Source organism: Parapedobacter koreensis (genome assembly GCF_900109365.1).
GTDB classification, from domain to species: Bacteria; Bacteroidota; Bacteroidia; order Sphingobacteriales; family Sphingobacteriaceae; genus Parapedobacter; species Parapedobacter koreensis.
Genome location: NZ_FNZR01000001.1, coordinates 178,202 through 202,106, shown reverse-complemented (window position 1 = coordinate 202,106; position 23,905 = coordinate 178,202). Strand labels below are relative to the sequence as shown.

General features: G+C 49.7%; 25 protein-coding genes and 1 pseudogene. 16 read left to right on the top strand and 10 right to left on the bottom strand.

Annotation, left to right across the window (positions count from 1 at the left end):
- Window positions 1-10 precede the first annotated feature (10 nt).
- The 3 genes from BMW65_RS00875 to BMW65_RS24795 are packed head-to-tail and all read right to left on the bottom strand — an operon-like array spanning window position 11 to window position 1,867.
- On the bottom strand, window positions 11-565 hold the full coding sequence (locus BMW65_RS00875) for a hypothetical protein (RefSeq protein ID WP_090602035.1): 555 nt from the start codon (window positions 563-565) through the stop codon (window positions 11-13).
- Between the two features lie 35 nt (window positions 566-600).
- Complete coding sequence (locus BMW65_RS00870; RefSeq protein ID WP_090602034.1) at window positions 601-1,650, bottom strand: BF3164 family lipoprotein; 1,050 nt, start codon at window positions 1,648-1,650, stop codon at window positions 601-603.
- A 1-nt stretch (window position 1,651) separates the two neighbouring features.
- Window positions 1,652-1,867: an NVEALA domain-containing protein gene (locus tag BMW65_RS24795; RefSeq protein WP_177180947.1), complete on the bottom strand. Its 216-nt coding sequence runs from the start codon at window positions 1,865-1,867 to the stop codon at window positions 1,652-1,654.
- 210 nt (window positions 1,868-2,077) lie between these two features.
- On the opposite strand from BMW65_RS24795, the gene BMW65_RS00860 reads away from it, so the two are divergent.
- Window positions 2,078-3,460, top strand: a complete 1,383-nt coding sequence (locus BMW65_RS00860) for a sensor histidine kinase (RefSeq protein WP_090602030.1) — start codon at window positions 2,078-2,080, stop codon at window positions 3,458-3,460.
- Window positions 3,450-4,127 carry a response regulator transcription factor gene (locus BMW65_RS00855; protein ID WP_090602029.1) on the top strand — a complete coding sequence of 226 codons (678 nt, stop codon included), beginning with the start codon at window positions 3,450-3,452 and terminating at the stop codon, window positions 4,125-4,127. The genes BMW65_RS00860 and BMW65_RS00855 overlap by 11 nt, the downstream gene beginning before the upstream one ends.
- A 2-nt stretch (window positions 4,128-4,129) precedes the next feature.
- Here BMW65_RS00855 and BMW65_RS00850 read toward each other — a convergent pair whose 3' ends face one another.
- Entirely contained in the window at window positions 4,130-6,166 is a 2,037-nt protein-coding gene (locus BMW65_RS00850) for a hypothetical protein (protein WP_090602027.1), read from the bottom strand.
- A gap of 272 nt (window positions 6,167-6,438) precedes the next feature.
- On the opposite strand from BMW65_RS00850, the gene BMW65_RS00845 reads away from it, so the two are divergent.
- The 7 genes and pseudogenes from BMW65_RS00845 to BMW65_RS00815 all read left to right on the top strand — a co-directional run.
- A complete protein-coding gene (locus tag BMW65_RS00845) occupies window positions 6,439-6,867 on the top strand; it encodes a DUF1801 domain-containing protein (RefSeq protein WP_090602921.1) in 429 nt (142 codons plus the stop codon).
- A 58-nt stretch (window positions 6,868-6,925) separates the two neighbouring features.
- Window positions 6,926-7,306: a hypothetical protein gene (locus tag BMW65_RS00840; RefSeq protein WP_143053754.1), complete on the top strand. Its 381-nt coding sequence runs from the start codon at window positions 6,926-6,928 to the stop codon at window positions 7,304-7,306.
- Between the two features lie 106 nt (window positions 7,307-7,412).
- Entirely contained in the window at window positions 7,413-11,786 is a 4,374-nt protein-coding gene (locus BMW65_RS00835; protein WP_090602024.1) for a CusA/CzcA family heavy metal efflux RND transporter, read from the top strand.
- Between the two features lies 1 nt (window position 11,787).
- A complete protein-coding gene (locus BMW65_RS00830; protein ID WP_177180946.1) occupies window positions 11,788-12,951 on the top strand; it encodes an efflux RND transporter periplasmic adaptor subunit in 1,164 nt (387 codons plus the stop codon).
- 84 nt (window positions 12,952-13,035) lie between these two features.
- A complete protein-coding gene (locus tag BMW65_RS00825) occupies window positions 13,036-13,362 on the top strand; it encodes a hypothetical protein (protein WP_090602021.1) in 327 nt (108 codons plus the stop codon).
- A gap of 23 nt (window positions 13,363-13,385) precedes the next feature.
- The gene (locus BMW65_RS00820; protein ID WP_090602020.1) at window positions 13,386-13,862 is read left to right on the top strand and encodes a DUF2231 domain-containing protein; all 477 of its coding nucleotides are present in this window, start codon (window positions 13,386-13,388) and stop codon (window positions 13,860-13,862) included.
- A gap of 53 nt (window positions 13,863-13,915) precedes the next feature.
- Window positions 13,916-14,365, top strand: a pseudogene (locus BMW65_RS00815) (YceI family protein); the annotation flags it as partial.
- Here BMW65_RS00815 and BMW65_RS00810 read toward each other — a convergent pair.
- Both BMW65_RS00810 and BMW65_RS00805 read right to left on the bottom strand, forming a co-directional pair.
- Window positions 14,362-14,721 (bottom strand): bleomycin resistance protein, encoded by a 360-nt coding sequence (locus tag BMW65_RS00810; protein ID WP_090602016.1) that lies wholly within the window; start codon window positions 14,719-14,721, stop codon window positions 14,362-14,364. The pseudogene BMW65_RS00815 and the gene BMW65_RS00810 overlap by 4 nt on opposite strands.
- A gap of 105 nt (window positions 14,722-14,826) precedes the next feature.
- Window positions 14,827-15,156, bottom strand: a complete 330-nt coding sequence (locus BMW65_RS00805; RefSeq protein ID WP_090602015.1) for a YnfA family protein — start codon at window positions 15,154-15,156, stop codon at window positions 14,827-14,829.
- A gap of 169 nt (window positions 15,157-15,325) precedes the next feature.
- On the opposite strand from BMW65_RS00805, the gene BMW65_RS00800 reads away from it, so the two are divergent.
- The 7 genes from BMW65_RS00800 (at window position 15,326) to BMW65_RS00770 (ending at window position 21,258) form a co-directional block, all read left to right on the top strand.
- Entirely contained in the window at window positions 15,326-15,697 is a 372-nt protein-coding gene (locus BMW65_RS00800) for a hypothetical protein (RefSeq protein WP_090602013.1), read from the top strand.
- 105 nt (window positions 15,698-15,802) lie between these two features.
- Window positions 15,803-16,192: a hypothetical protein gene (locus BMW65_RS23800; RefSeq protein ID WP_143053752.1), complete on the top strand. Its 390-nt coding sequence runs from the start codon at window positions 15,803-15,805 to the stop codon at window positions 16,190-16,192.
- Between the two features lie 142 nt (window positions 16,193-16,334).
- Window positions 16,335-17,192, top strand: a complete 858-nt coding sequence (locus BMW65_RS00790) for an MbnP family protein (RefSeq protein ID WP_090602010.1) — start codon at window positions 16,335-16,337, stop codon at window positions 17,190-17,192.
- Between the two features lie 13 nt (window positions 17,193-17,205).
- Window positions 17,206-18,315, top strand: a complete 1,110-nt coding sequence (locus BMW65_RS00785; RefSeq protein WP_245747438.1) for a cytochrome-c peroxidase — start codon at window positions 17,206-17,208, stop codon at window positions 18,313-18,315.
- Between the two features lie 24 nt (window positions 18,316-18,339).
- Window positions 18,340-19,197 (top strand): MbnP family protein, encoded by an 858-nt coding sequence (locus BMW65_RS00780; RefSeq protein ID WP_245747436.1) that lies wholly within the window; start codon window positions 18,340-18,342, stop codon window positions 19,195-19,197.
- A gap of 30 nt (window positions 19,198-19,227) precedes the next feature.
- A complete protein-coding gene (locus BMW65_RS00775; protein ID WP_090602007.1) occupies window positions 19,228-20,292 on the top strand; it encodes a cytochrome-c peroxidase in 1,065 nt (354 codons plus the stop codon).
- Window positions 20,293-20,313: 21 nt separating this feature from the next.
- Window positions 20,314-21,258 carry a transporter family protein gene (locus tag BMW65_RS00770; RefSeq protein WP_177180945.1) on the top strand — a complete coding sequence of 315 codons (945 nt, stop codon included), beginning with the start codon at window positions 20,314-20,316 and terminating at the stop codon, window positions 21,256-21,258.
- Between the two features lie 93 nt (window positions 21,259-21,351).
- Here BMW65_RS00770 and arsB read toward each other — a convergent pair whose 3' ends face one another.
- From arsB to BMW65_RS00750, 4 genes are read right to left on the bottom strand one after another with little or no spacing between them, the layout of a single operon-like run.
- Window positions 21,352-22,449: an ACR3 family arsenite efflux transporter gene (arsB, locus tag BMW65_RS00765; protein WP_090602006.1), complete on the bottom strand. Its 1,098-nt coding sequence runs from the start codon at window positions 22,447-22,449 to the stop codon at window positions 21,352-21,354.
- Between the two features lie 33 nt (window positions 22,450-22,482).
- Complete coding sequence (locus BMW65_RS00760; RefSeq protein ID WP_090602004.1) at window positions 22,483-22,908, bottom strand: arsenate reductase ArsC; 426 nt, start codon at window positions 22,906-22,908, stop codon at window positions 22,483-22,485.
- Window position 22,909: 1 nt separating this feature from the next.
- Window positions 22,910-23,356 carry a DUF6428 family protein gene (locus tag BMW65_RS00755; protein ID WP_090602003.1) on the bottom strand — a complete coding sequence of 149 codons (447 nt, stop codon included), beginning with the start codon at window positions 23,354-23,356 and terminating at the stop codon, window positions 22,910-22,912.
- Between the two features lie 60 nt (window positions 23,357-23,416).
- Window positions 23,417-23,746 (bottom strand): ArsR/SmtB family transcription factor, encoded by a 330-nt coding sequence (locus BMW65_RS00750; RefSeq protein ID WP_090602001.1) that lies wholly within the window; start codon window positions 23,744-23,746, stop codon window positions 23,417-23,419.
- Between the last annotated feature and the right edge of the window lie 159 nt (window positions 23,747-23,905).

The following is a 23,905-nucleotide window of genomic DNA, read 5'->3' as shown; positions in this document are numbered from 1 at the left end:
TTCCTCCCATTTACTCATGCGTGCTCGTAATCACTTGTTTATATACCTCCCACATTTTGGTGTTCATGACCGGATTCCCGACGGATAGCACGTTATTTTCACGATCCAAAAGAAAGCTTTGGTACTCCATCTCTTCAGGAAAATTGTTGATTTGGCTTATTTCGCCTTTCTCGTCGATAAATACGGTGTGTTCAAATTTATCGCGTTTCAAAAGATGATCCAGCTCCTTTCGGTTCTTAGGTTGAAAATAGAACAAGAAGTCTACCTTTCCGGATGCAAGAGTGTCTATTTCTTCCATATACGCCTTCCATACGTGCAGGTTGAGCCTACAGCTTGTACAACCGACCGAATCGGTATAGACCAGCACCTTATATGGGGTGTGGCTAAGATTGGGACAGGGTGTATCTTCCCCCATTTTGGAACAATCTGATCCGGGGGGAAAGATGATTTCTTTTCCAATCCATTCCGTTACCAGTTTTTCTGCGGAGGCTTTCTTGCTGTCCTTACATGCTGCGAATCCTACGAAGAGTACAACTACCGTCCAACTTATATAACCTATCTTCATTTTTTGGTGTGTTAATTTTTAGCTAATGTTTGATATTACGGTAAATAGGTATATTCAACGATGGGTTGGTCTGCGTTCACATCCAGCCCGATAATCTTTCTATTCTCTTCATCAACATGGAATCCCGTGATATACCTGTCCAATAGGTATTGTCTGATCGGGTTGCCCTGTAGGTCAAAAACATGAATGTATCGCCCGCCTTCCTTTGTCTGTTTTTGCCGCTTAATGTCGTCAAACGAATGTCCCCAGAATACGGCGTAGATATGCGCTCGGCCTACGTGGATGTCGCTGTAACCCATGATTCCCGTGGGTACAGCATAATTTCCCTTCGTCACGAAATGTGGCTCCATCCCAATTGGTTTGACGATATTGACGATACGTTCGTTCCGAATATCATAGATTTCCAAAACTTGCCCAAGTTGTGTCACCAAGACTGCGATTCCATGCTGAGAATTATACCTCAAAAAAGGCCGCCACGCCTGCGCCAGTGGAACATTGGAATCGCTCATATCACCGCCACCCGAGGAAGCAGGAATACTGAACAAATTGCGGACAAACTTGCCGTCCAAATTAACCAAGGACAAGCGATGCAATCCAGTGTAGTCCGGAACAATAAAGGTGGAGTCATCCAATAAGTCGAAATCCAACGTCCGGATGAATGCTTCATCTAACATAATGGTTTCCTGCGGAGTAGATGTGTTATCCTTACCGAAATGAACTATTTTTTTTCGATTGGCATCTAATACCCAAAACCGTCCTTGATGATCCAAGCGAATATTCTCAGCATCCAGAAACTCATTGGGAGCTTCCCCCCGTTTTGCAAAACTGCGCTTGTGTTCCATAGCGGGATAGCTAAACTCATGGCAGTAGTAGTCAATGGGATGGATATCCATCACATAAAGGGAAGTATCGTTGAGCCGTACCCGAAATGGATATTTAAGATATACATCGGGCATTGCCCTTTCTTCGCTTACCAATGGGACTGTTTTAGGGAATTCGATCGGGTTTGAGCCGATAGCCCTACTGCACGAAACCAAACACAGCAATGGAAATACGGCAAATACATGGTTGATAAGGATTCTCATTTTAGAATAGGTATTGGACTTTTATTGTTGATACCGGGCAATCAAGACTCCCAGCATACAAACACTTGGTATTAGGATCCTCTGTATTTGCCAGCGCTTCAATGTTGTCCAAGCTGATTTCGATTCTGTTTGATCGTGTTTTATTGTGTTTTAGATTCACGTTTAGACTGATGCCAGCCACTAAACATACAATCAATACAATCAGGTGTTTTTTCATGTTTCTATTTGGTTTTATGGTCATATATCTCTTGCGAAAATAAACCGAAGACGTGCGACTCAACGAAAATAGGCGGCTCTCAATTCTTACTCAAATCTTTTGGAATAAGCTTCAGCCTCATAAAAAGGCTATTCATAAATCGTATTAGCTGCTTATTATTTTGTACCTTTACATTGGCGATTGAAAACCTGTCACAATTTTAGTGCAACCATGAAGTTAGGCCGTTGGCAAGTAAGATTAAGTATCGTGATAACCCTCCTTATCATCATTATCGGACAAGGAATATGGGTATATAACATGGATCGGGCATATCGGTCGCAAGTTGAAATATCCATCAACAAATCCATTGAAACGTCCATATTGAGAGAGGCATCCAGCCGGCATGAGCAAAAAGGAGGATATATTGCATATGTGCCGTTGACCGACGCCAAAGATACCGCACGATACATTACCAAAACACTCCAATCTCAGGATACATCGTTTCAAGTGACCTTGGACCGTTATGACCCCAATTCTGAAAAAAAGCTTATCCAGTTTTTGTTAAGAGACATTTTGCCTGTAAATGTGGTGAGTTTAGATAGTATATTTCGGGAAGAACTCCAGTCTAATGCGCTCCCTTTGACAGAGACGGCCGTTGAATATATTGACTTAAAGACTAATAAGGTATTGGACCATTCTTATAAAGGAAAAAGGAATATAGAAATGATTTCAACCGAGTTGATTCCCATAGATATATTCAATACAATTGGAATTAAAGCTTACGCACAAATTCCCGCTCTGCTTATTTTGCAAAGGATGACCTTTCAGCTCATCTTATCCGCGATCCTGATTTCAATATGCGTATTTCTTCTTTTTATTGTCATCCGAACATTCTTTTGGCGAGAGCGGATAGAATTGATGCGGCAAGATTCGGTCAATGCCATGACGCATGAATTCAAACGGCCTATTTCCAGTGCCGTGGCCCAAGCGGCATTGATTCCTTATTACTTGCAAAAAGAGCAGACGGAAAAAGTCAAGCGGTATGCAGATAATGTGCTCCTGGAATTGAATAAGCTGACAGCCTATACCGAAAGAGTACAGAAACTGAGCAACAACAGTGGGGAACGTATTCCCCTGAACAGGGAAAATATCGAGATTGGGGACTTTTTTGAGGCTATTATCAGCAAATATCGTGGAGCCGAGGAAAAACAGGTAGATGTCACGCTGTTGCTGACGACTACTCAGAAATATATTGAGGCTGATAGGATTCACTTTTCCAACATTATCGAAAACCTCATCGAAAATGCTATCAAGTATTCAGCGGAGGCGGTATCCATTGTGATCACTGTATCGGAATCCAAACATGCCGACAAACTGAAAATCAGTATAAACGACAATGGCCTTGGTATACCGGATGCAGATATCGCTCATATTTTCGACAGGTTTTATCGGAGTCCTAATAAGGTGATTCAGCAACGGGTGGGCTTCGGACTCGGGCTCACCTATGTCAAAGCCATCGTGGTGGCCCATAATGGAGAAATAAAAGTGGAAAGTAAATTTGGCATAGGCACTGAATTTACCTTATATTTCCCTGTAAAAAACAATGCGCAATAAAATTCTGCTGATAGAGGATGACTGGGGGCTGGCGACGACGCTAAGGGATTTTTTTGAGGATAATGGTCTTGAAGTACGCCATGCTGCAACAGGTGACGAGGGGCTATCACTGTATCGAGAGCAATCTCCCGATCTGATTGTCCTGGATATCGTGCTGCCCCGTAAGAATGGTTTTGAGGTCATATCCGAAATCAGGGATACAGACCTCAAAATACCCATTGTATTGATGACCGGTACGGAGGTCAGCCCGGAGAGCCAAATAAAAGGATACCGATTGGGAGCCATAAACTACATGCAAAAACCGATATTGCCGCAAGCGTTGCTATCCTTGATTCAAAATATCCTGTCGCTTCCCATTGATCTCAAGCAATTCCATTTGGAGGGGCACCGTATCCGTATTCATTCGCAAGCGGTAGATATCGATGCGGAAACGTATACGCTAAGGGATAAGGATGCGATTTTATTGGAGTTGTTGTTGAGAAGGAAAAATCAAATTGTTGCGCGATCAACCTTGCTTAAACAGATTTGGTATGATGACCATCCCGACAGAAACAACCTGTTGGATGGGGCCATACTAAGAATCCGGCGTGTGCTCTCAAGCTATCCCACGCTCCAAATCAAGACCGTCTATGGTGAGGGGTATATCCTTGAAGCAAAAAACAAGTAAGGCTAATGCCACACCTGTGTATTATCCACATATTGAAAAATCCGATGCTCCCTTCCTTTCTCTGCATTTTTTAAGAGATATAATGCGCCTTCGGGTGCCGTGTAGGTAAGGTGTGTATCGGTAGCAATCTTTTTTCCTAAAGAATTCCAACCCTCGTTGCCCCAATAAAAGAGCTCGTAGGTTTCGCCAACGTTGATATCGTTGTCATCCGTCCTTGGACTAATCTCCAGGCTGGCAATATCTTGCTCGGTGCCGAAATCCAGCCCTACCCAAAACGGTTGATTGTCCGGAATTACAAGGCTCTCACCATCGTAAAACTGCTGGAAATCCGCATATTTTTTTGCCAAGAGGCGTACAAAGGTAAACGGCGAATTGTCAAATACATGCCTGTAGAATGTTGGTGATCCCGCGATAGTGCTTACCGGTGTGCCTTTCAATTGTGTTCCTTCCGTGTTATATAGCTGTATTCCGCCAAGGGCTTCGTTTTTGCGTTCAATGTCCGCAAAAACAAACCGTATATACCGATAGCGGGCATGTTCGACGGATTTATGCATTTTATGCAGGGATGATAGGCTGTCTATTGTCCAAAGTGTCGCGGCATCACTGAAATCGGCCCTGTTGGCCCCTTGGAAATAGCTTCCAGCCAAGGTAGGAACGAAGCTGATCAACTCTTCATTGGGTGGGTATTTCCGATCCAACGTAAGTGTGATTTGGCTATCCAATGCATCGAGATTTACCGTCTTTCCTTCGTCATTCAGCAAAAAGGGTTGTCCGTGTACGGTGAGACTGCCGTCTTTGAGGATCCCTTTCATATAAACGACACCCTTTCCAACCGCAGGGAACCGTATCCCGCGTCCGGATAAGCTTTTGCATACGATAGGAATCCATTCCGCATTATTGAAAACGCAAAGGCATCCTTGGCTGTTTGAGCGCGGCGCGTTGAACGAAACCTCCACATCCGACACTTCGGCGACAGATCCGGTCGCATCCTTGTAGTGTTGTATCATGGCATATTGGCCTCCCGATACCCCAACCGCGCTCGTTTCTTGATCATAACTATACGTTTCGGCAAAGGCCTTGGCTATTTTAAATTGCCGGGGAGGGACATATCGATCAGGGTTCGTGCCCTGAGAAAGGGGAAACCATTCTTTTTCCAAGGTAAGCACACCGTTGATATCGTGACCGGACCCCCAGTTACCCCAATTGGGAAACCGAAGTCTTGCAATTGGTATCCCCAATGCTCTCAGTCGCAACATCACACCTCCTGTTTCGTCTTGGCATGACGTAGTGGTATTGATCCGGATCAAATCGAGCGGCTTGATGGCGTTCCCCAGTGCCTTTAGCTCTGCTATCTCCGAGCGCGTGATGTCATGTAATCCCTTAATCGCCATGCATACGGGCAACGGGTCACGTTCTTGTTTAAATGAATCAAGGAGATGGAGGTTTTCTTCGAAATAAGCCTTTCGCCAGGGGGTTAGTTCTTCGTTTCCATATCGGTAAGGGAGGATGTACTCACAAAAGTCGGAGAAGGATAACGTTTTGTTCCAAGGCAAGTCCCAGGCCTTGAAGGCATATTCTATGTTTTCGATGAGGTAATCTGCCGTAATTGTTTTGATATCTTCCTTAATGAAATAGGGTAGGTTTCCATCCAATTTAATGCTGTGACTTCGCACAAAATCGTTGAATACTGTGTGTTTATAGTATTTATAGAACTCCAGGTTTGTGTTATTTCCTCCATATTCGTAGGCTTCGTTTAATGCGGCCAGCGTGTCAAAGGCAGGTTTGAAACTGTCATAAGCTGGAAATATCTTTGCAAATTTCCCTGGCATATAGTTAATGAGAAAGATTGCTGCTTCCTTTTTGAGCGAATCCGCCGGGCTGGCGTAATGCTGCAAAACTTTCTCAAGCGCTGTCCTATTCTCTCCGGCCATTGCCAATGCATGGGTCAAAAGAGAACCGTTATCCTGCTTGCCTGTCTTGCAAGAACCAAAAAATGCAATCAGCGCACAAAAGTTGAACCACAATATCAGTATTTTCATCGTTAAATGATTGGAGTTTTAGGTTTGTATGTACGGCTATAGTGCTCTTGAAAATTCCTAATTTTTTGTTTATAATGGTCACTAAAATAAAAGAATGATGGTGTATCTGTCAATTATGATACACAGTCAATTCTTACTCAAATCTTTCGGGGCAATCGCTTACGCTCAAAACCGGTTACAGATAAAGGAAATTTTCGTTAGCTTTATACACAGGATACAGGGCTGTCGTCCGGCGTGTTACGGAAGACCCTGTCTTGAAAATGAAGGGCACTATGGCAGAAATAAAAACCAAACAGACCGATGCGGACGTGGATGTATTCATCAATGCGTTTGCCGATACCGAACAGAAGCGCAAAGACAGTTTCGAACTACTGGAGCTGATGCGGGACTTCACGGGCTATGAACCACGGATGTGGGGCCCATCCATCATCGGCTTTGGCTCTTATCACTACAAATCTGACCGGAGCCGACAGGAAGGGGATATGCCGCTCGTCGGCTTTTCACCACGGAAGGCAGCGATATCGTTGTATGTCTACACGGGCGCAGCGGAGCACGAGCATCTGCTCAAGGATCTGGGGAAATTCAAGATGGGCAAGGCTTGTATCTACGTCAAGAAGATGGTAGACATCGATCAGGAAGCACTCAAGAGGCTGATGAGAGCGACCATTGATTTCCTGCAATCGAAATATGGGAAAAATTAACCGAGGAAATCAGGGATAAGGCTTCTTTTTCTTTAAAATTTGCCATAAGTTTGCACAAGTGAAAAGTCTATTCACATATCCATTGCTGATTTCCATCACGTTCAATGTGTTTTTACTTGAACAGCTGTTGAAGATTCCGGTGTTATTTGAACATTTTCAGGAGCACCAACAACGTGAGACAGACATTTCATTTCTGAATTTTCTCACGCATCACTATTCCTTCGAAAAGCATACGGATAAGGACGAAAGCCGTGACATGCAACTGCCTTTCAAAAGCCACACGTCCCATGCAGGCGGTTTTGACTTCCACGCTGCGACAAGATTCACTTATCTTCCAAAAGCGGCAGAATTGTCCGGTGGTTATTCGTTTTCGTATTATTATTTGCTCCACATCCCTACACCTTACCAGCAATCCCAGTTCAGACCCCCACGGGCCTAACCGTTTCTTCTTTTCATGATATACGTCTGGTTTGATTCCTCACTTTTTGAAGGTTTCGCACGGTCGGTTGTATGTAATATCATTTAAAATTAACGGTTATTGAACTATGCTGAATAAAATCATCGGCTTTTCTATACAGAATAAGCTGATAATCGGGCTATTCACCATTGCCCTTATCCTTTGGGGTGGCTATGAGGCCACCCGCCTACCCATTGATGCCCTGCCTGACATCACGGACAACCAGGTGCAGGTATTGACGGTATCACCTTCCCTGGGCGCCCCCGACGTGGAACGCCTCATCACCTTTCCCATTGAGCAGGCCTGCAGCAGCATCCCTGGCCTGCGGCAAATCCGGAGTTTTTCGCGTTTCGGGCTATCCTTGGTTACGGTAGTCTTTGACCAAGATACCGACCTCTACTGGGCCAGGCAGCAGATCAGCGAACGGCTCCAGCAGGTCACGCGTGACCTGCCGGAGGGCATTGGCACGCCAGATCTTGCGCCAGTTTCCACGGGGTTGGGTGAAATCTACCAGTACGTGGTGCGCCCCTTGCCGGGGTATGAAAAGCAATACTCCGCCATGGAGTTGCGCACCATCCAGGACTGGATCGTGCGCAGGCGACTATTGGGTACGCCAGGTGTAGCCGATGTCTCCAGCTTCGGCGGCCACTTGAAGCAGTACGAAATCGCCATCCGTCAGGATCGGCTCAAAGCCCATGGTATGGGTATCACCGACTTGTTCGACGCCTTGGAGCGGAACAACCAGAATACCGGCGGTGCCTATATCGAAAAAGGACCCACTGTGCTGTATATCCGGAGTGAAGGGTTGACCGGTAGTCTCGAAGACATTGGGGACATCGTCGTGAAAACACAGGACAACGGCATGCCGCTGCTGGTGCGCAATGTAGCGACAGTGGGCATCGGCTCAGCCATTCGGTATGGCGCCATGACCTACAATGACCAAGGCGAAGTGGCCGGTGCCGTGGTGATGATGCTGAAGGGCGAGAACGCGGCAAACGTCGTAAAACGGATCAAAGAACGCGTGGCCGAGATACAGCAAGATCTCCCCGAAGGCGTTACCATCGAACCGTTCCTCGACCGGACAAAGATGGTGGACAATGCCATCTCCACGGTGGAAACCAACCTTATCGAAGGGGCGCTCATCGTGGTCTTTGTACTGGTCTTTTTCCTGGGCAGCCTCCGGGCAGGACTCATTGTCTCCTCGGTTATCCCGCTGTCCATGCTGTTTGCCATTATCCTGATGAACCGCTTTGGCGTGGGTGGCAACTTGATGAGCCTTGGTGCCATCGACTTTGGCCTCATCGTGGACGGATCGGTTATCGTCGTGGAGGCGATCATGCACCGCCTATCACATTCCAAGCTGTTCAGGGGGATATCCCGCATCAGCCAGCAGGATATGGATCGGGAGGTCGGGCATTCCGCTGGCCATACCATCAAATCTGCCGTATTCAGCCAGATCATTATCCTCATCGTGTACCTGCCCATCCTTTCCCTGCAGGGTATCGAAGGTAAGATGTTCCAGCCAATGGCGCTCACCATCGCCTTCGCGATACTGGGCGCATTTGTGCTGTCAGTCACCTACGTGCCGATGATGAGTGCCCTATTCCTCCAGAAGAAGCTGAACCATAAGCAGACCGCCGCAGACCGGATGATGACCTGGCTGGAGCGCAGGTATCAGCCTCTACTCCGAGGAGCGTTGTCTCGTCCGAAGGCCATTATCTTGACCGTACTGGCACTATTCGCACTGTCGTTATGGATACTCCGCGGGATGGGCGGCGAGTTCATACCCGAAATCGAAGAGGGTGATTTTGCCGTGGAAACCCGGTTGCTCACGGGAGCCAGCCTGAATAACACCATTCGTACGACCCAGCAGGCCAGCGGCATCCTGCTGGAAAAATTCCCCGAGGTGGAAAAGATTGTCACCAAGATAGGCAGCGCGGAAATCCCCACGGATCCCATGCCGTTGGAGGCAGGTGACATGGTGGTTATCCTAAAGGATAAAAAGGAATGGACTAGTGCAGCTTCGTTTCCCGAGCTGGCGGATCGGATGACCGAGGAACTGCGGGCCGTACCGGGCATCACCGTCGGGTTCCAGTTTCCGGTGCAGATGCGTTTCAACGAGCTGATGACCGGAGCCCGTCAGGACGTGGTCTGCAAAATATTCGGTGAGAACCTGGATTCCCTCACCCACTATGCCCATCGGCTCAACCGCATTATCCAGACGGTGCCGGGGGCCATCAATAGCTACGAGGAAACGGTGACGGGCATGCCCCAGGTGGTCATCCGCTATGACCGGAAGGCCATGGCCACCTACGGGCTGGATGTGGGCAATGTCAACCGGGTGGTCAACACGGCCTTCGCGGGGCAAAGCGCCGGACAGGTATTTGAGGGGGAGCGGCGCTTCGACATGGTCGTCCGGCTGGAGGGAGAAATCCGCAAGAGTATCAATGACATCCGCAACCTATTGGTCACCGCCGCCAACGGGCAGCAGATACCATTGTCCCATGTCGCATCCGTAGTCGAAGAGGAAGGTGTGAACCAGATCCAGCGCGAAGATACCCGTAGGCGCATCGTGCTGGGCTTTAATGTGTCCGGCCGTGACGTGCAGAGCATCGTAGAGGAATTGCAGGCCAAGGTGGCTCGCCAGCTACCGCTGCCCGCTGGTTACAGCATTGTCTACGGTGGTTCATTTGAAAATATGAATGCCGCCAAGGCCCGCCTGGGTATCGTAGTGCCCGTGGCACTGCTGCTCATTTTCCTGCTCCTGTATTTCGCATTTAATTCGGTGAAGCAGGGTTTGCTGATTTATACCGCCATCCCGCTGTCGGCCATCGGTGGCATACTGGCCCTTTGGGTGCGGGGATTCCCATTCAGCATTTCGGCAGGTGTCGGTTTCATTGCCCTCTTCGGGGTGGCCGTGCTCAACGGGATCCTACTGGTCGCCGAGTTTAACCGGCTGCGGAAGGAAGGTTGGGACGACCTCACGCGGGTAGTCATCCATGCCACCAAGTCCAAACTACGGGCGGTATTGATGACTGCGCTGGTTCCCTCCTTGGGTTTCATCCCGATGGCCATCAGCACTGGCGCGGGTGGAGCCGTACAGAAGCCGCTTGCCACGGTGGTCATCGGCGGACTGATCGTGTCCACGCTCCTGACCCTGTTCGTGCTGCCCATTTTCTACATCCTTTTTGAACGGGGATTCGGTCACTTCAGACCGAAGAAAGCACTGTTGCTGCTTATCGGTTTTTTTGCCTTGCCGTTGGCACAGGCACAGCAGCCGATTACCCTTAATGAAGCCCTTGGCATGGCTCTTTCCAGACATCCGGGCATGGAAGCAGCGCGGTTGAATGATGCCTATTACCGCGAATTGGTCAGCAGTGCCTACGACATCGGCAAAACTGATTTGGGCATGGAATACGGGCAGTTGAACAGCGGTGCCAATGACACGCGGTTCAGCATTTCCCAGGGCTTTGAGTTTCCCACGGTTTATACCCGGCAGAAGGCGGTCTACCGGGCACAGCTTGAGCGGAGCATGGCGGGCACGATGGTCTGGCAGAAAGCCCTTGAAGCCGAGGTGAAATCGGTGTTCTATGAGTTGATTTTGCTGCAATCGAAAAAGCAGGTGCTGGAACAGGCAGACAGCGTCTACGGTGCCTTCCTCCGGAAGACCGAAGATCGCTTTGCCGCGGGCGATGTGGATATTCTTGAACGGACAACCGCCGCCAACCAGCGGCTGCAAGTGCGGGCACAGTTGGAACAACTGCTCGCCGAGGAACAGGTACAGTCCAACAGGCTGGGATTCCTGCTGCAATCGGACAAAAAGTTGCTGCCTGTTGCAGATACCCTGTGCTACCGCAACGCGCTGCCCGTTGCAGACACTGCTGAGGTGCGTTCGGCTCCGGCTGTCCTGGAAAAACAGGCGGAAACCATTCTTCGGGAAACGGCCCTCGCGCTGGAACGGAGCAAGCTGCTACCCACCATCCAGCTTGGTTATGGCAACATGAGCATCATTGGCTGGCAGACCGATGATCAGGGTACCGAGACCTACATGGGCAGGAGAGATCGCTTCGGTGCCGTCAGCGTGGGCTTGGGCATACCCATCTTCACTGGTGCCCAGCATGCCCGCATCAGGGCAGCGAGGGTAGCGGTGCGCGGCGCAGAAAAAGCGGAAGAAACTGTACGCAAGTCGTTGTACAATCAATGGGAAAATCTGCTGCTGCAATACCGCCAACTGCGCGGCCGTCTGGCATTGTACGGCGACGAAATACTGCCCAACCAGGATGAAATGTTGGCTGCAGCCAGCAGGAAATTAGAAGCCGGGGAAATCGATTACCTGCAATGGACGCTGCTCACCAACCAGGTATTTACCACCAAGGCCGACTACCTCGAAACCATCCGCGAGCTCAACCGGGCAGCGATAGCAATAGAAGCATTAACAGCCATCAACAATGACAAGAAATAACATGAAAACAGAAAAAACCACGGCATTTGCGTTCCTGCTTGCACTATCCTGTGGCATATGCGCCTGTATAGGCGAAAATGGGCCATCGGCAGAGCAGGACAGCAAAACTGTCACGGCCGACAGCACACGAGGGCAAGAAATCGTCGAACTCACCGAAGCTCAACTGCAACATGCCGATATCGAGACAGGCAAAGCAGCACAGAAGGCATCCTCTGCGGCCATCACAGTGAATGGCTTGGCGGTGGCCCCGCCGGAAAACCGCCACACCGTAGGCTTCCCCATGGGTGGATACCTAAGCAGCGTCCGGCTCGTCAACGGTGCCCCGGTTCGAAAAGGGACGGTGATGGCCACGTTGGAAGACATGGCATTTATCCAGCTTCAGGAAGACTACCTGATGGCCAAAAGTCGGTTAGTGGCAGCGCAGGCGGACTACAAACGACAGCAGGTGCTGAACAGCACACAGTCTGCCAGTGACAAGGTTTTCCAGCAGGCACGTGCCGAATACGAAAACCAGCGGATACTGGTGGCCTCACAAGGCGAAAAGCTGCGGCTTATCGGGATAGACCCAGCCACCCTGGATGAAAGCCACATCACGCGGGAAGTGGAACTGCGCTCACCCATCAACGGGATTGTGAGCAACGTACTCGCAAATCCCGGTAAATACACCGCCCCGGAAGACGTGCTGTTCGAACTGGTGGATCCCTCAAAGGTCTATCTTGCCCTTTCCGTTTACGAAAAAGACGCCCGGTTATTGAAACAGGGACAGCGGGTATCGTGTTATGCCAATACGGATCCCCGCAAGCGATACGAGGCGACTGTGGAACTGATCAACGGGAGTATCAACGAAAACCGGGCTGTGGAAGTGTGGTGTTCATTCACATCCTCCCCGGCACCATTGATGCCCGGGACATTCGTGACGGCGGAAATCCAGCTAAGCGACGAGGCCGGGCAGACCTTGCCCGAGGAGGCGGTGGTGCGCTGGCAGAACAAACATTACGTGTTCAGCGCCGAGGGAGAACGGCGGTTTGCGATGCGGGCCGTTGAGATCGGACATACAGCAGATGGATACGTCCAAATCGTTTCCGGGCTGCCGGAAAACGACATCGTGCTTAAAAACGCCTACTCGCTGCTGATGATGCTGAAAAATGGGGAAGAAGGAGGATAAGATTCAAAAAACATTTCTAGTAGGGCATTGTTAAATAATGTAACTTATTAATAATTAATTTTTTAACTATTTAATGCATGTAAGATGAAAAAATTGATCATTGTTATGACCGTCGCGATATGCGGACTATTCGTTTTCCAATCCTGTGGTGAAGCAAGCCGGGACACGGATATTGTTGAATCCGGAACTTATCAGGGCGTTGCTGAGGAAGTGGATCCCGGTGAACAGGAAATCTACGTGCGAACTGCCGACGGCAAGCTGCTCGAACTGTACTTCACCGAACAAACAACCTTGACTCGGGCAGATGGCTCGTCTGCGGAATTCGGCGAGCTTACCGAAGGCGGAAATGTCGAGGTACAGGTCGAGAAGACAGGAAACAAATTGGAACCCATCGCGGTCAAAATCCTGTGATACCGTTGCAGCAGCTACCGTCCATGTGGCGGAAAGAACTGTGGCACCCGATGGTAGTCCATTTCCCGATTGCCCTATTACTGTTGGCTGCATTGGTCGGGATTTTTCTGCTGTTCAGTACGAATAAAGAGAACGGGCCGTTTCTGGTCCGTTCTTTTTCATGGCTGCTGGGTATCGGTACCGCCATGGCATGGCTGGCCATTTATACCGGTCTGTGGTCTTACAATACCGAGGTACGCCGCATCTGCGATCCTGATGTACTGAAGTCGCATCTGTGGTGGGGGTATTGCGCCGCTATCCTGTATACCGTAGGCCTTGGATTGTACAAGCTACGGCACTTGGTACCCTTTAAACGCCTGTTCGCTTTGCTGGCTATTATCTTTGTGCTGGGCGGTGCGGGTGCGCTGGTTTATACCGGACATCTCGGGGCCTCCCTTGTCTACCAGCAAGGTGCGGGCGTACGGCAGCCCGCTGCCGATTGCGGGGAGTTTAGGCGGTGATTTGATAAAAATTCAAATTCACTGCCACTTATTTAACCGGATGGCAAGTAAAAGATGACGACTATACTATTAAATTCAGCACCAAGGGCGCTTCGGGTACATTGAAAGGCTTGAAAGGCACCATCGATTTCGACAGGACGGATTTGCAGAACTCCCGGTTCGATGTCACCGTCGATGTGAACACGATCAGCACAGGCCTTGGCCTTAAGAACAGGCACGCGAAGGCCGAAGACTTTCTGGACGCGGAACAATATCCGACCATACGATTTGCTTCCTCCAAGATTACTCCTTCCAATGACGGTTTCATCGCTCAAGGCACACTCACCATAAAGAATGTCTCGAAAGAAATGACAATACCTTTCACCTTTGATGACACGGGTAGCGAAGGCGTTTTCAGGGGGAATTTCAAACTAAACAGGAAAGATTATAATCTGGAAAAGAACCGGATTGGCGAAGTCATCGATGTTGAACTGGTTGTGCCGGTAATAAAACGTTCATATTAAGCCATAGATTGCCCAAAGGTCAGCAAATTATTGTCCGGGTCGAGCATCGAAAATTCTTTTTGCCCCCAAGGCTTTGTCTGTAAATGTCCGGCGGGGTGTATACTTAGATTTTTGTCCAGCATCGACTGATACAACCCGTCAATATCATCCGTTCTGATATAGACCTGCCCATAATTTTCTTTCGGGTCAAGCGCCTCGAATAGGAAGAAATGGATTTGGATGTTGTCCCGTTGGATCATCAGGTAGTCGTTGTAGTCGCCACTGCCGAACAGTTGGAAACCCATCTGGTCGATGTAAAAGTCCAATGTCGCAGCCTTGTTGCGCATGGGCAATTTGGGGATAATGTCGCTAAGCATGTCTGTCAGGGTTTAATAGCTATTGTTTTATGTTCATCAGTACATTAATCACAGTCATTGTCAACGTGCAGCTCCATCAGCGGCAAGACACCACGTTATTTTCACTCACGATCTCGGCGCATAATAAATAATGCAAACGCCCAGTAAAGCTACTAAAGCGCCGACGATGTCGTATTTATCTGGCGAATAGTTATCAAACTTCATGGACCAAAGAATAGACATGACAATGAAAAATCCACCATATGTCGCATATACCCTCGCGAAGTTCGAGGTTTGCCAAGTCGCCACAATACCGTAACATGCAAGTGCCAGACCACCAAGCAAGCCAAACCACCACGGCTTGCCTTCCTTCAGCCAAAGCCACACGAGGTAACCGCCGCCTATTTCACATAGTCCCGCGAGTATGAAGATTGGTATTGATCGAGCTACATCCATTCGTGTTATCGTCCAAGTTCCGCAGGCCTGGAAATGCTTACTTTTATCAGCGCTGACGGATAAGCCAAAGATAAAGAAATCGCAGCATTCCTGTGTTGGGATATTGCGACCGATAATGAAAGCATCACAGGATTTGCCCTAAAACAAAAAATCATTACATTTGCCTGCAATGAATAAGCCTTTTGCATTGATTTTAGCCCTTGCCATGCTTTCGCAGAGCCTTTCGGCCCTGTGGGTTACAGCGGGTTTCTATGCAAACCGGGATTTCATCGCCAAAAACCAATGCGAAAACCGCTTTGTCCTGGACAGTCCCTGCAAAGGTCAATGCGTGCTAATGAAGAAGTTGAAGGAACAACAGGAGAAAGAACAGCAGCAACCTGACCTCAAACTCAAAGAGATCATCTTGTTTTCGCAGGCTTCGGAACGCATAGACACGGAAGGGCTCCCCCATTTTGAGCATATCGTCCGCTATTATCCACAACCGGAGCCACACTACCTGTTCCAAACGGAACAAGCCATTTTCCACCCCCCGATTTCCTGACAGACGCCAACCTTGCAATGCCGTACTGATCTGCAGTTTTGGTTTCTCCAAAACAAGGTGGATTCGTGGGCTTTATGATTATTGAGAAACTGCTCAAATAGGAGTTTGACAAAGACTATTTCCATACTGATTCTGCTTTCACTGGTGTACCAATGCCTCGGCTGCCTTGGTGTGTTCGCCTGGTACGGTGCCAATAAGCAGCGTATCGCGGAAGAACTGTGCGAAAACCGTGGCAGGCCCGAACTGCACTGCAACGGCCAGTGCATACTGATGGAAAAACTGAAGGCGCTGGAAGACAAGGAAACTCAGCGCACGGGTGACAGCCACGCGAACCCCAAATCGGAAACGGTAGCTTTCTTGCTACCGGAATCATTCGTCCTCCACGCACCCACTGTATCCAGGACCACTACACCCTTCCCGCGGGAAGCATCCTACCAATACCTATATTCAGCGGACAATTTCCGTCCCCCGTGCCCATCATCTCCATTCGCCTGACAAAATAACCCAAGATTATACACACCGTTGCATTTGATGCGGCGGAAGAGGGAAGGTATGCAGGGGATTCAAGATGGATGCCGTCGGTTGACGGAGAACTATTCAATTAATTGAAATAAAAGAAACTGAAAAAACAAGAATAATGAAAGCCAATGTAATGCAACATTTCTGGATTTATGGGATAGCCGGCATGGCCCTCATCGCGGTGTCCTGCGAAAAGACCGAATACGTGGAGGCAGAACCCATCCACCAGGAGGGTATGACGACACTCGTCTTCGATGCGCGCTACGGTGATGCCGATTTCGAACTGAATAAAGCCTACGACTACAAGCTCACCAATCCGGATGGGGAGTTTGACCTGCAATACACCTTCACGAGGCTCCGCTACTGGGTGAGCAATGTAAAATTCATCAATGCAGCCGGAGAAGAGGTACTCATTCCCGATTCGTATTACCTTATCGAGGAAAACAATGAAATACCCGTGCAAGACGGTACCCATGGCAAGATATACCCGGCCAACAAAAGGGAAGCTATAGCGATACGGGGTATCCCCGCCGGTGATTACGTGGGAGTGAAGTTTTCCATAGGCGTAGCCCCAAAGTACAACGACAACCTGACGTTGCAGGCTGGGGAGCTCACCCCGCTGAACGGCATGGCGTCCGATAGCTGGATGTGGTTTACTAGCTACATCTTCACCTCGCTGTCGGGCGAGATGACATGGGTAAAGGAAACGCCGGAATCCAAGACGTTCTTCTGGGAGACGGGATCAAACGAACAGTACAAGGAAAAGACCGTCACGTTCGAATCGTCCATCACCATCAATTCGCAGGCAGCATCCAACGTGGAACTGGAGGTGGACGTGGAGCAGCTCATCGGCTTCGAATACCCTTGGAGCAACAGCGTGATAGGCGCAACCACGCCGGATTTGATGGAAGAATTGACAGCCAACTACCTCGACAAAGCCATCAGCCTGCGCGCGGCGGTTTCATCGGCCAAATAGGGAGACGGTGGGGATGGCAGTTAAACGGAACCGGAAAAAGGAGTGGGTATATCCCGTCGCGGCGGCACTATTAGCCATGCTGACCGCGCAGGGCTGCCGCAAGGAAACGCCCATGCCCGAACCGGAGCCCTTCGGCCGGGAACCTTATACCCTTGCCATCCCTTCCCATTTCCCGTTGCCGGAATCGGCTGCCGACAATCCGCTGACCGTGCAGGGCGTGGCGCTGGGCCGGAAACTCTTTTACGACGGTTTGCTGTCGGCCAACGGCAAGGTTTCCTGCGCCACCTGCCACCGGCAGGAGCTTGCATTTTCGGATGGTGTGGCCATTGCCGCGCATGGCGTGTCCGGCAAGCCGCTGGAAAGGCATGCCCCGGCGCTGTTCAACCTTGCCTGGCATGACACCGGGTTGTTCTGGGACGGCGGTTCCAAGAACCTCGAATCGCAGGCATTTGGGCCGCTCACCCATGTCGACGAGATGGGCATGGATCTCGGCTTGCTGGAAGCAAGGCTGCGCGAGGATGCCACCTATCCCAGCCTTTTTGGAGAGGCGTTCACCGACGGGGTTACCGCGGCAAATGTTGCCAAAGCCCTTGCCCAATTCCAACGGACGCTGGTATCGGGAAATTCCCACTATGACCGCTATATCCTGAATGACACAGGCACGTCAGCACTCAGCGAAAAGGAGCTTCACGGACTATCCCTCGTCAGGCAGAAATGCGGGGGGTGCCACAGCGGTGAATTGTTCACGGACAACGGGTACCATAACAACGGCATAGATGATGATTTCAGCGACGGCTCCCACGAATGGATACACCGTGGCCGCTACCGCATCACATTGAACCCGATGGATCTCGGTGCGTTCAAGACGCCGTCCCTGCGGAATGTGATGGTCAGTGCCCCCTACATGCACGATGGACGGTTTGCCACCATCGGGGGGGTACTTGATCATTACGCCAAGGGGATAAGGGACACGGAAGTGACCGATAGGCTGCTGTACCAAAACGGTGACGGGCCGGGCATCCCGATGACCGGCGAGGAAAGAACGGCCATCATCGCTTTCCTGCACACGCTGACAGATGAGGTGTTCCTCAATAACAGGGATTTTTCAAATCCAAACAACTAAGAAAAAATGAAAACGAACAGAAAAATGAGAATTATAGGAAAAGCGGCACTGCTTATAGCTGCCGTGCTGATGGCTACGGCTTGCAGCAAGAAGGATACTCCTGAACCGGATGCCGGAAAGACAGGGGCGTTTTCCATCGAATTTGACAACATCGCGGGCGAGGAAACACTTGGCTTCCACCCGCGTGAATACACCAATGCAAAGGGCGAGAAATTCAGCATCAAGCTGCTGTACTATTTCATCAGCAATATCAAGCTGTACAAAGCGGACGGAAGCGAATACACGGTGCCGCAGGAGGATAGTTATTTTCTGGTCAACGGCGGAGATCGCACCACGCGGTTCACCAAAGTGGAGGCGCCGGAGGGCGATTACACGAAGGTGTCCTTCATCCTCGGCGTGGATGCCGAGCGCAGTAAGATGCCGGTCGAAGAGCGGAAGGGTGTGCTTTCCTTCAACCCGGATGAGGGCCACGAGGGCGGCGGTATGTACTGGGGGTGGAACAGCGGGTATATCTTCTTCAAGTTCGAGGGATATTGCAACCTGATTTCGGACGACCAGCAGGGCGACCCCACGGGCAACAAGCAGTTCAAGTACCACATCGGCGGTTTCGGTGGGTACAGTGCGCCCACTATCAACAACATCAAGGTCATCACAGTGGACCTTGCGCAGGCAGGAACCGCACAGGTACGCGAAGGGCTACGCAGCAACGTGCACCTGTTCGTGGACATCATGGAGGTGTTCAATGGGCCGCATACGTTCAGCATCCCTGAACACCCTAATGTGATGTTCAGCGAATACAGCGTGAACATTGCGAACAATTTCCCCTCGATGTTCACCCACGACCATACGGAAAACTTCGTCCGGAGCGAAGACGAACTTTAAGGCAATGGAGACTACTAAACGGAAACAACGATGAAAAAGCTGTTGGTACTGGGGATACTGGTCGGGCTGGTATTTGCGTGCAAAAAGGGAAATGATGTGCTGCCCGATATTTTTGGCGGTTTCGCAAGACCGGCCAACTTCCCCGAACCGGAATACGATTTTTCCCGCAATCCGGTGACGGAGGCGGGCTTTGAGCTGGGCAAGCGGCTTTTTTACGAACCCCGGCTGTCGCGCAACAACACGATTGCCTGCGGGAGCTGCCACATCCAGTCGGCTTCCTTCACCCACCATGGGCATGACGTGAGCCACGGCATCGATGATCGGCTGGGCACGCGCAATCCCATGCCGATTGTCAACATGGCATGGCAGCGGGAGTTTTTCTGGGACGGTGGCGTATTCGACCTCGACCTTTCGCCCATCAATGCTATCACCAGCCCGGTGGAAATGGATGAGACGGTACCCAACGTCATCCGTAAACTGCGCGAGCATCCTGACTATCCGGCCCTGTTCAAAAAAGCGTTCGGCACGGATGAAATCACCGATGCGCGGATGTTCATGGCGCTGTCGCAGTTCATGCTGATGGCCGTGAGCGCAAACTCCAAATACGACAAGGTGATGCGGGGCGAAGATGGGGCAGCCTTTACCGAATCAGAGCAAAGGGGGTACCTGTTTTTCCAGGAAAACTGCGTCGCCTGCCACAGCGAACCGCTGTTCACCGACCGCAGCTACCGCAACAACGGAATCGGGCCCAACCGGATGAATGACATCGGCCGCGATTCGGTGACGCTCAACCCGCAGGACAGGTACAGATTCAAGGTGCCCAGCCTGCGCAACTGGCAGTACACCGCGCCGTACATGCACGACGGGCGCTTCCTCACCCTGAACAGGGTATTGGAGCATTACCGCAACGGCATGGTCGATTCGGAGACGCTCGACCCCGTGTTCAGGCAACCGGACGGAAGCATCGGCATTCCCATGACCAACGCGGAAAAAGAAGACCTCACGGCCTTCCTGCAAACATTGAACGACCGGGAGTTTGTCACTAACCCATTGTTTGCCGAACCCGAACTGGGCGGGGACATGATTGTGAATTGATGATTAATAATTGGAAAATAGATGAAATACACTCGGAAAATAGTTATTACATGCATATTGGTGTCGGCAACAACGCTTGCCACCAAAGCCTGCGACATCTGCGGATGCGGCGTGGGCAGCTACTACCTCGGCATACTGCCCGATTTCAACAAACGTTTTATCGGATTGCGTTACCAGCACAAGCTGCTCACCACGCACCTCGGCGCCTCAGGCAACCGTACACCCATCACTGCTGACGAAACTTACGAGAGCATGGAACTCTGGGGAGCATGGAACTTCGGCACCCGCTGGCGGGCGATGGCCATCCTGCCCTACAACTTCAACACCCGCCATGTGCCGGGCAGTGGACAGACCGGACATAAGGACGGTATGGGCGATGTCGCGCTGATGGGATTCTATAAGATCTTCGAACAGGCGGCTGCCACGAACGGCAGCAAACTGCTTGTGCATTCGCTTTGGGCGGGTATCGGTGTCAAGGCGCCCACGGGCAAATACGACGATGGTGAACGGACATCGGTATCGCAGGATGCACCGAATAATTTCCAGTTGGGAACAGCCAGCACGGACTTTATGGCCAACCTTGCATACGACATCCGCTTAATGGATTTGGGTCTGAATGCCAATGTGAGCTACAAGATCAATACGGAGAACAGGTATGAATACCGCTACGGAAATAAATTCACTGCCAACGTGCTTGCGTATTATAAATTCAATATCAAGAACAAGGTGCGCATCGCGCCCAATGCGGGGGCAATGTATGAAACACAGACCAAGGACGTGATATACGGCAGGTATGATGTGGCACAGTCCGGAGGTAATTCGCTGACCGGCGTAGCGGGTGTGGAAGTGAATGCCGGGCGTGTCTCTTTCGGGGGCAATTACCAGTCACCCCTGTCACAGAACCTCGCAGATGGCAGGGTCAAGGCAGGTGACCGGTGGATGGCACATGTTTCATTCAGTTTTTAAACTATTCAGGCAAGCGCAAAGATCTATACCCCAAAGCCGTCCATCCTTGGGCGGCTTTTTGTCTTTCCAAGCCAAATCATTCTTTTTACAGCATTATCCTTTTGTTTTTAGCTGATTAACCGCAACGTTGGTGCCGTAATACTTCTTCCTGAACCAGAAAGCGAGGTTGACCAATGCAATCAATGCCGGTACTTCCACGAGTGGGCCAATGACCCCCGCAAAAGCTTGCCCACTGTTGATACCAAAGACACCGATGGCCACAGCGATTGCCAGCTCAAAATTATTGCCAGTTGCTGTAAAGGCAATGGCCGTATTTTTTGAGTAATCCGTGCCAACGCGTTTCCCGACGAGAAAACTGAACACGAACATGAATACGAAATAGATCACCAATGGGATAGCAATACGTACCACGTCCATGGGAATCTGAACAATCAATTCCCCTTTGAGGCTGAACATCACAACGATGGTAAATAGCAATGCAATCAACGTGATTGGCGAGATAAACGGCATGTAGGTTTTGGTAAACCATTCTTCCCCTTTCCAGGCAATGAGTGCATACCGGCTGATTACGCCCAATGCGAAAGGGATTCCAAGGTAAATGCCCACGCTTTCCGCAATCTGTCCAACTGTAATGTTAATCTCCGTGGTTTCGATGCCAAACAGGGGAGGCAGTACCGTGATGAATAAATAAGCAAACACACTGTAGAACAAGACTTGGAAAATGCTATTCAAGGCAATCAGGCCCGCTCCATACTCCCGGTTTCCCTCGGCCAGTTCATTCCACACCACCACCATGGCAATGCATCTTGCAAGCCCAATGAGTATCAGTCCGACCATGTATTCCGGATAGTCCCGCAGGAATGTCAAGGCAAGGATGAACATCAGTATGGGGCCAAGTACCCAATTAAGCAACAATGAAAGACCAAGGATTCTAACATCCTTGAAAACCTTTCCCAGCTGTTCGTACCTGACCTTGGCCAATGGAGGATACATCATAAGGATGAGGCCGATGGCCAGGGGAATATTTGTAGTCCCACTGGAAAAGGAATCAATAAAATCTGCAGAAGCGGGGATAAAATAACCTATCCCGACGCCAAGGGCCATGGCAAGGAAAATCCATAAGGTCAGGTATCTATCCAAGAAGCTCAATTTTTTTCTTTTTGCCGCAGGCGCATAGTTATTTGCAAACATATTCTTCTTTTGCGTGATGGCTCTTCGTCTATGTTAATTCAACTGTTCTCGGACAAAGCGTTCTGCATAATCCCGAATCATATCCCTCACATGATGGAATACTCCATTTATTTCCTCTTCAGTACCCACAGCTTTGGCCGGATCGGGGAAATTATGATGAAACTTTTGCGCCTTTGTGGGGAAATAAGGGCAGCTTTCCTTTGCGTTGTCACATACCGTAATCACATAGTCGAAATCAACGTCACGATATTCATCGACATGGTTGGAGGTATGGCCCGAAATATCTATCCCATCTTCCGCCATCACTTGTACGGCCTTTGGATTGACACCGTGTGTTTCGATACCTGCACTGTAGATGTCAGCACGATCGCCAGCGAAATGCCGCAGGTATCCTTCAGCCAATTGGCTTCGGCAGCTGTTGCCAGTGCACAATACCAGGATATTCTTTTTCCGTTCCATATTAGCAGTTGCCTCCCGGGGTACAGCAAGAAGATGCAGCCACCGATATCTCCTTAAAATTACCACAGGCGTCCTGCGCCAAACAGGCCGTAGTCTTACTTTTCAATACGAAATGACTGCCATTGAAACTAAGATCATACCTGCCTATCGTATTGCTTTGGTATTCTACTTCCACTTCGGCATCCTTTATGTCCAGTTTATCCTCCGAAAGCGAGATAATCCGGAGTAGTTTTGCAGGCTTCAGCCGATGCTCGTAATCCTCGGCATTCCACAATTGGAAATTGACCGCTTCCTCACTACGGATGATCCCGCCACAGTCGATGAAATGTTTGGTTGTCACCCCCACCTCGGTGACATGGAAATGTTCGGGGACAAACGTACCGTCTTCCAATTGAAACGCTACATTGTCCAACGTGGGCAAAAGCTGTTTTACTTCGGATAGTTTCATAATTTAATGGACTCTATTTATTGTTTTAATGCTTTATTACGATGAATCAGAATAAAAAAATCAGCAGCACTTTTCAACGGATACATTCTGCGAAAAGAAAGCAGTTAGCTCGTTTTTCACGGAATGCCATACCACTTCGTCAATGCAGTAGCATATACTGGTGCCCTCAATACTACCCTTGATGATACCGATATTCTTCAATTCGCGGAGATGCTGCGATATGGTTGGCTGGGCCAATCCGAGTTCCTGCACCAAATCATTGCAGATGCAGGCTTGCTGCTTGATAATGTGCTGCAAAATGGCAATCCGTGCGGGATGAGCCAATGCCTTAAATGTGATGGCCAGCTCATTTTGCTTTTCGCTGAATATTTCTGTTTTGGTAATCCCCATTACTATATAAATGTATTGCAATATTACGATTAATAATTAATGCAAGGAAATTTTATAATAAATTGTGAGCTTCCAAATATATCGGGCATGATTTTACCGCCTTTCCCGGTCATTAATTAACACCTACTTTCCTTTACACTTTTTAGTTGAATAAATACC

Bases quoted from the DNA above. Each gene is read 5' to 3' on its own strand.
- BMW65_RS00875 (WP_090602035.1), bottom strand. From the start codon at position 565: ATGAAGATAGGTTATATAAGTTGGACGGTAGTTGTACTCTTCGTAGGA.
- BMW65_RS00870 (WP_090602034.1), bottom strand. From the start codon at position 1,650: ATGAGAATCCTTATCAACCATGTATTTGCCGTATTTCCATTGCTGTGT.
- BMW65_RS24795 (WP_177180947.1), bottom strand. From the start codon at position 1,867: ATGAAAAAACACCTGATTGTATTGATTGTATGTTTAGTGGCTGGCATC.
- BMW65_RS00860 (WP_090602030.1), top strand. From the start codon at position 2,078: ATGAAGTTAGGCCGTTGGCAAGTAAGATTAAGTATCGTGATAACCCTC.
- BMW65_RS00855 (WP_090602029.1), top strand. From the start codon at position 3,450: ATGCGCAATAAAATTCTGCTGATAGAGGATGACTGGGGGCTGGCGACG.
- BMW65_RS00850 (WP_090602027.1), bottom strand. From the start codon at position 6,166: ATGAAAATACTGATATTGTGGTTCAACTTTTGTGCGCTGATTGCATTT.
- BMW65_RS00845 (WP_090602921.1), top strand. From the start codon at position 6,439: ATGGCAGAAATAAAAACCAAACAGACCGATGCGGACGTGGATGTATTC.
- BMW65_RS00835 (WP_090602024.1), top strand. From the start codon at position 7,413: ATGCTGAATAAAATCATCGGCTTTTCTATACAGAATAAGCTGATAATC.
- BMW65_RS00830 (WP_177180946.1), top strand. From the start codon at position 11,788: ATGAAAACAGAAAAAACCACGGCATTTGCGTTCCTGCTTGCACTATCC.
- BMW65_RS00825 (WP_090602021.1), top strand. From the start codon at position 13,036: ATGAAAAAATTGATCATTGTTATGACCGTCGCGATATGCGGACTATTC.
- BMW65_RS00820 (WP_090602020.1), top strand. From the start codon at position 13,386: ATGTGGCGGAAAGAACTGTGGCACCCGATGGTAGTCCATTTCCCGATT.
- BMW65_RS00810 (WP_090602016.1), bottom strand. From the start codon at position 14,721: ATGCTTAGCGACATTATCCCCAAATTGCCCATGCGCAACAAGGCTGCG.
- BMW65_RS00805 (WP_090602015.1), bottom strand. From the start codon at position 15,156: ATGGATGTAGCTCGATCAATACCAATCTTCATACTCGCGGGACTATGT.
- BMW65_RS00800 (WP_090602013.1), top strand. From the start codon at position 15,326: ATGAATAAGCCTTTTGCATTGATTTTAGCCCTTGCCATGCTTTCGCAG.
- BMW65_RS00790 (WP_090602010.1), top strand. From the start codon at position 16,335: ATGAAAGCCAATGTAATGCAACATTTCTGGATTTATGGGATAGCCGGC.
- BMW65_RS00785 (WP_245747438.1), top strand. From the start codon at position 17,206: ATGGCAGTTAAACGGAACCGGAAAAAGGAGTGGGTATATCCCGTCGCG.
- BMW65_RS00780 (WP_245747436.1), top strand. From the start codon at position 18,340: ATGAGAATTATAGGAAAAGCGGCACTGCTTATAGCTGCCGTGCTGATG.
- BMW65_RS00775 (WP_090602007.1), top strand. From the start codon at position 19,228: ATGAAAAAGCTGTTGGTACTGGGGATACTGGTCGGGCTGGTATTTGCG.
- BMW65_RS00770 (WP_177180945.1), top strand. From the start codon at position 20,314: ATGAAATACACTCGGAAAATAGTTATTACATGCATATTGGTGTCGGCA.
- arsB (WP_090602006.1), bottom strand. From the start codon at position 22,449: ATGTTTGCAAATAACTATGCGCCTGCGGCAAAAAGAAAAAAATTGAGC.
- BMW65_RS00760 (WP_090602004.1), bottom strand. From the start codon at position 22,908: ATGGAACGGAAAAAGAATATCCTGGTATTGTGCACTGGCAACAGCTGC.
- BMW65_RS00755 (WP_090602003.1), bottom strand. From the start codon at position 23,356: ATGAAACTATCCGAAGTAAAACAGCTTTTGCCCACGTTGGACAATGTA.
- BMW65_RS00750 (WP_090602001.1), bottom strand. From the start codon at position 23,746: ATGGGGATTACCAAAACAGAAATATTCAGCGAAAAGCAAAATGAGCTG.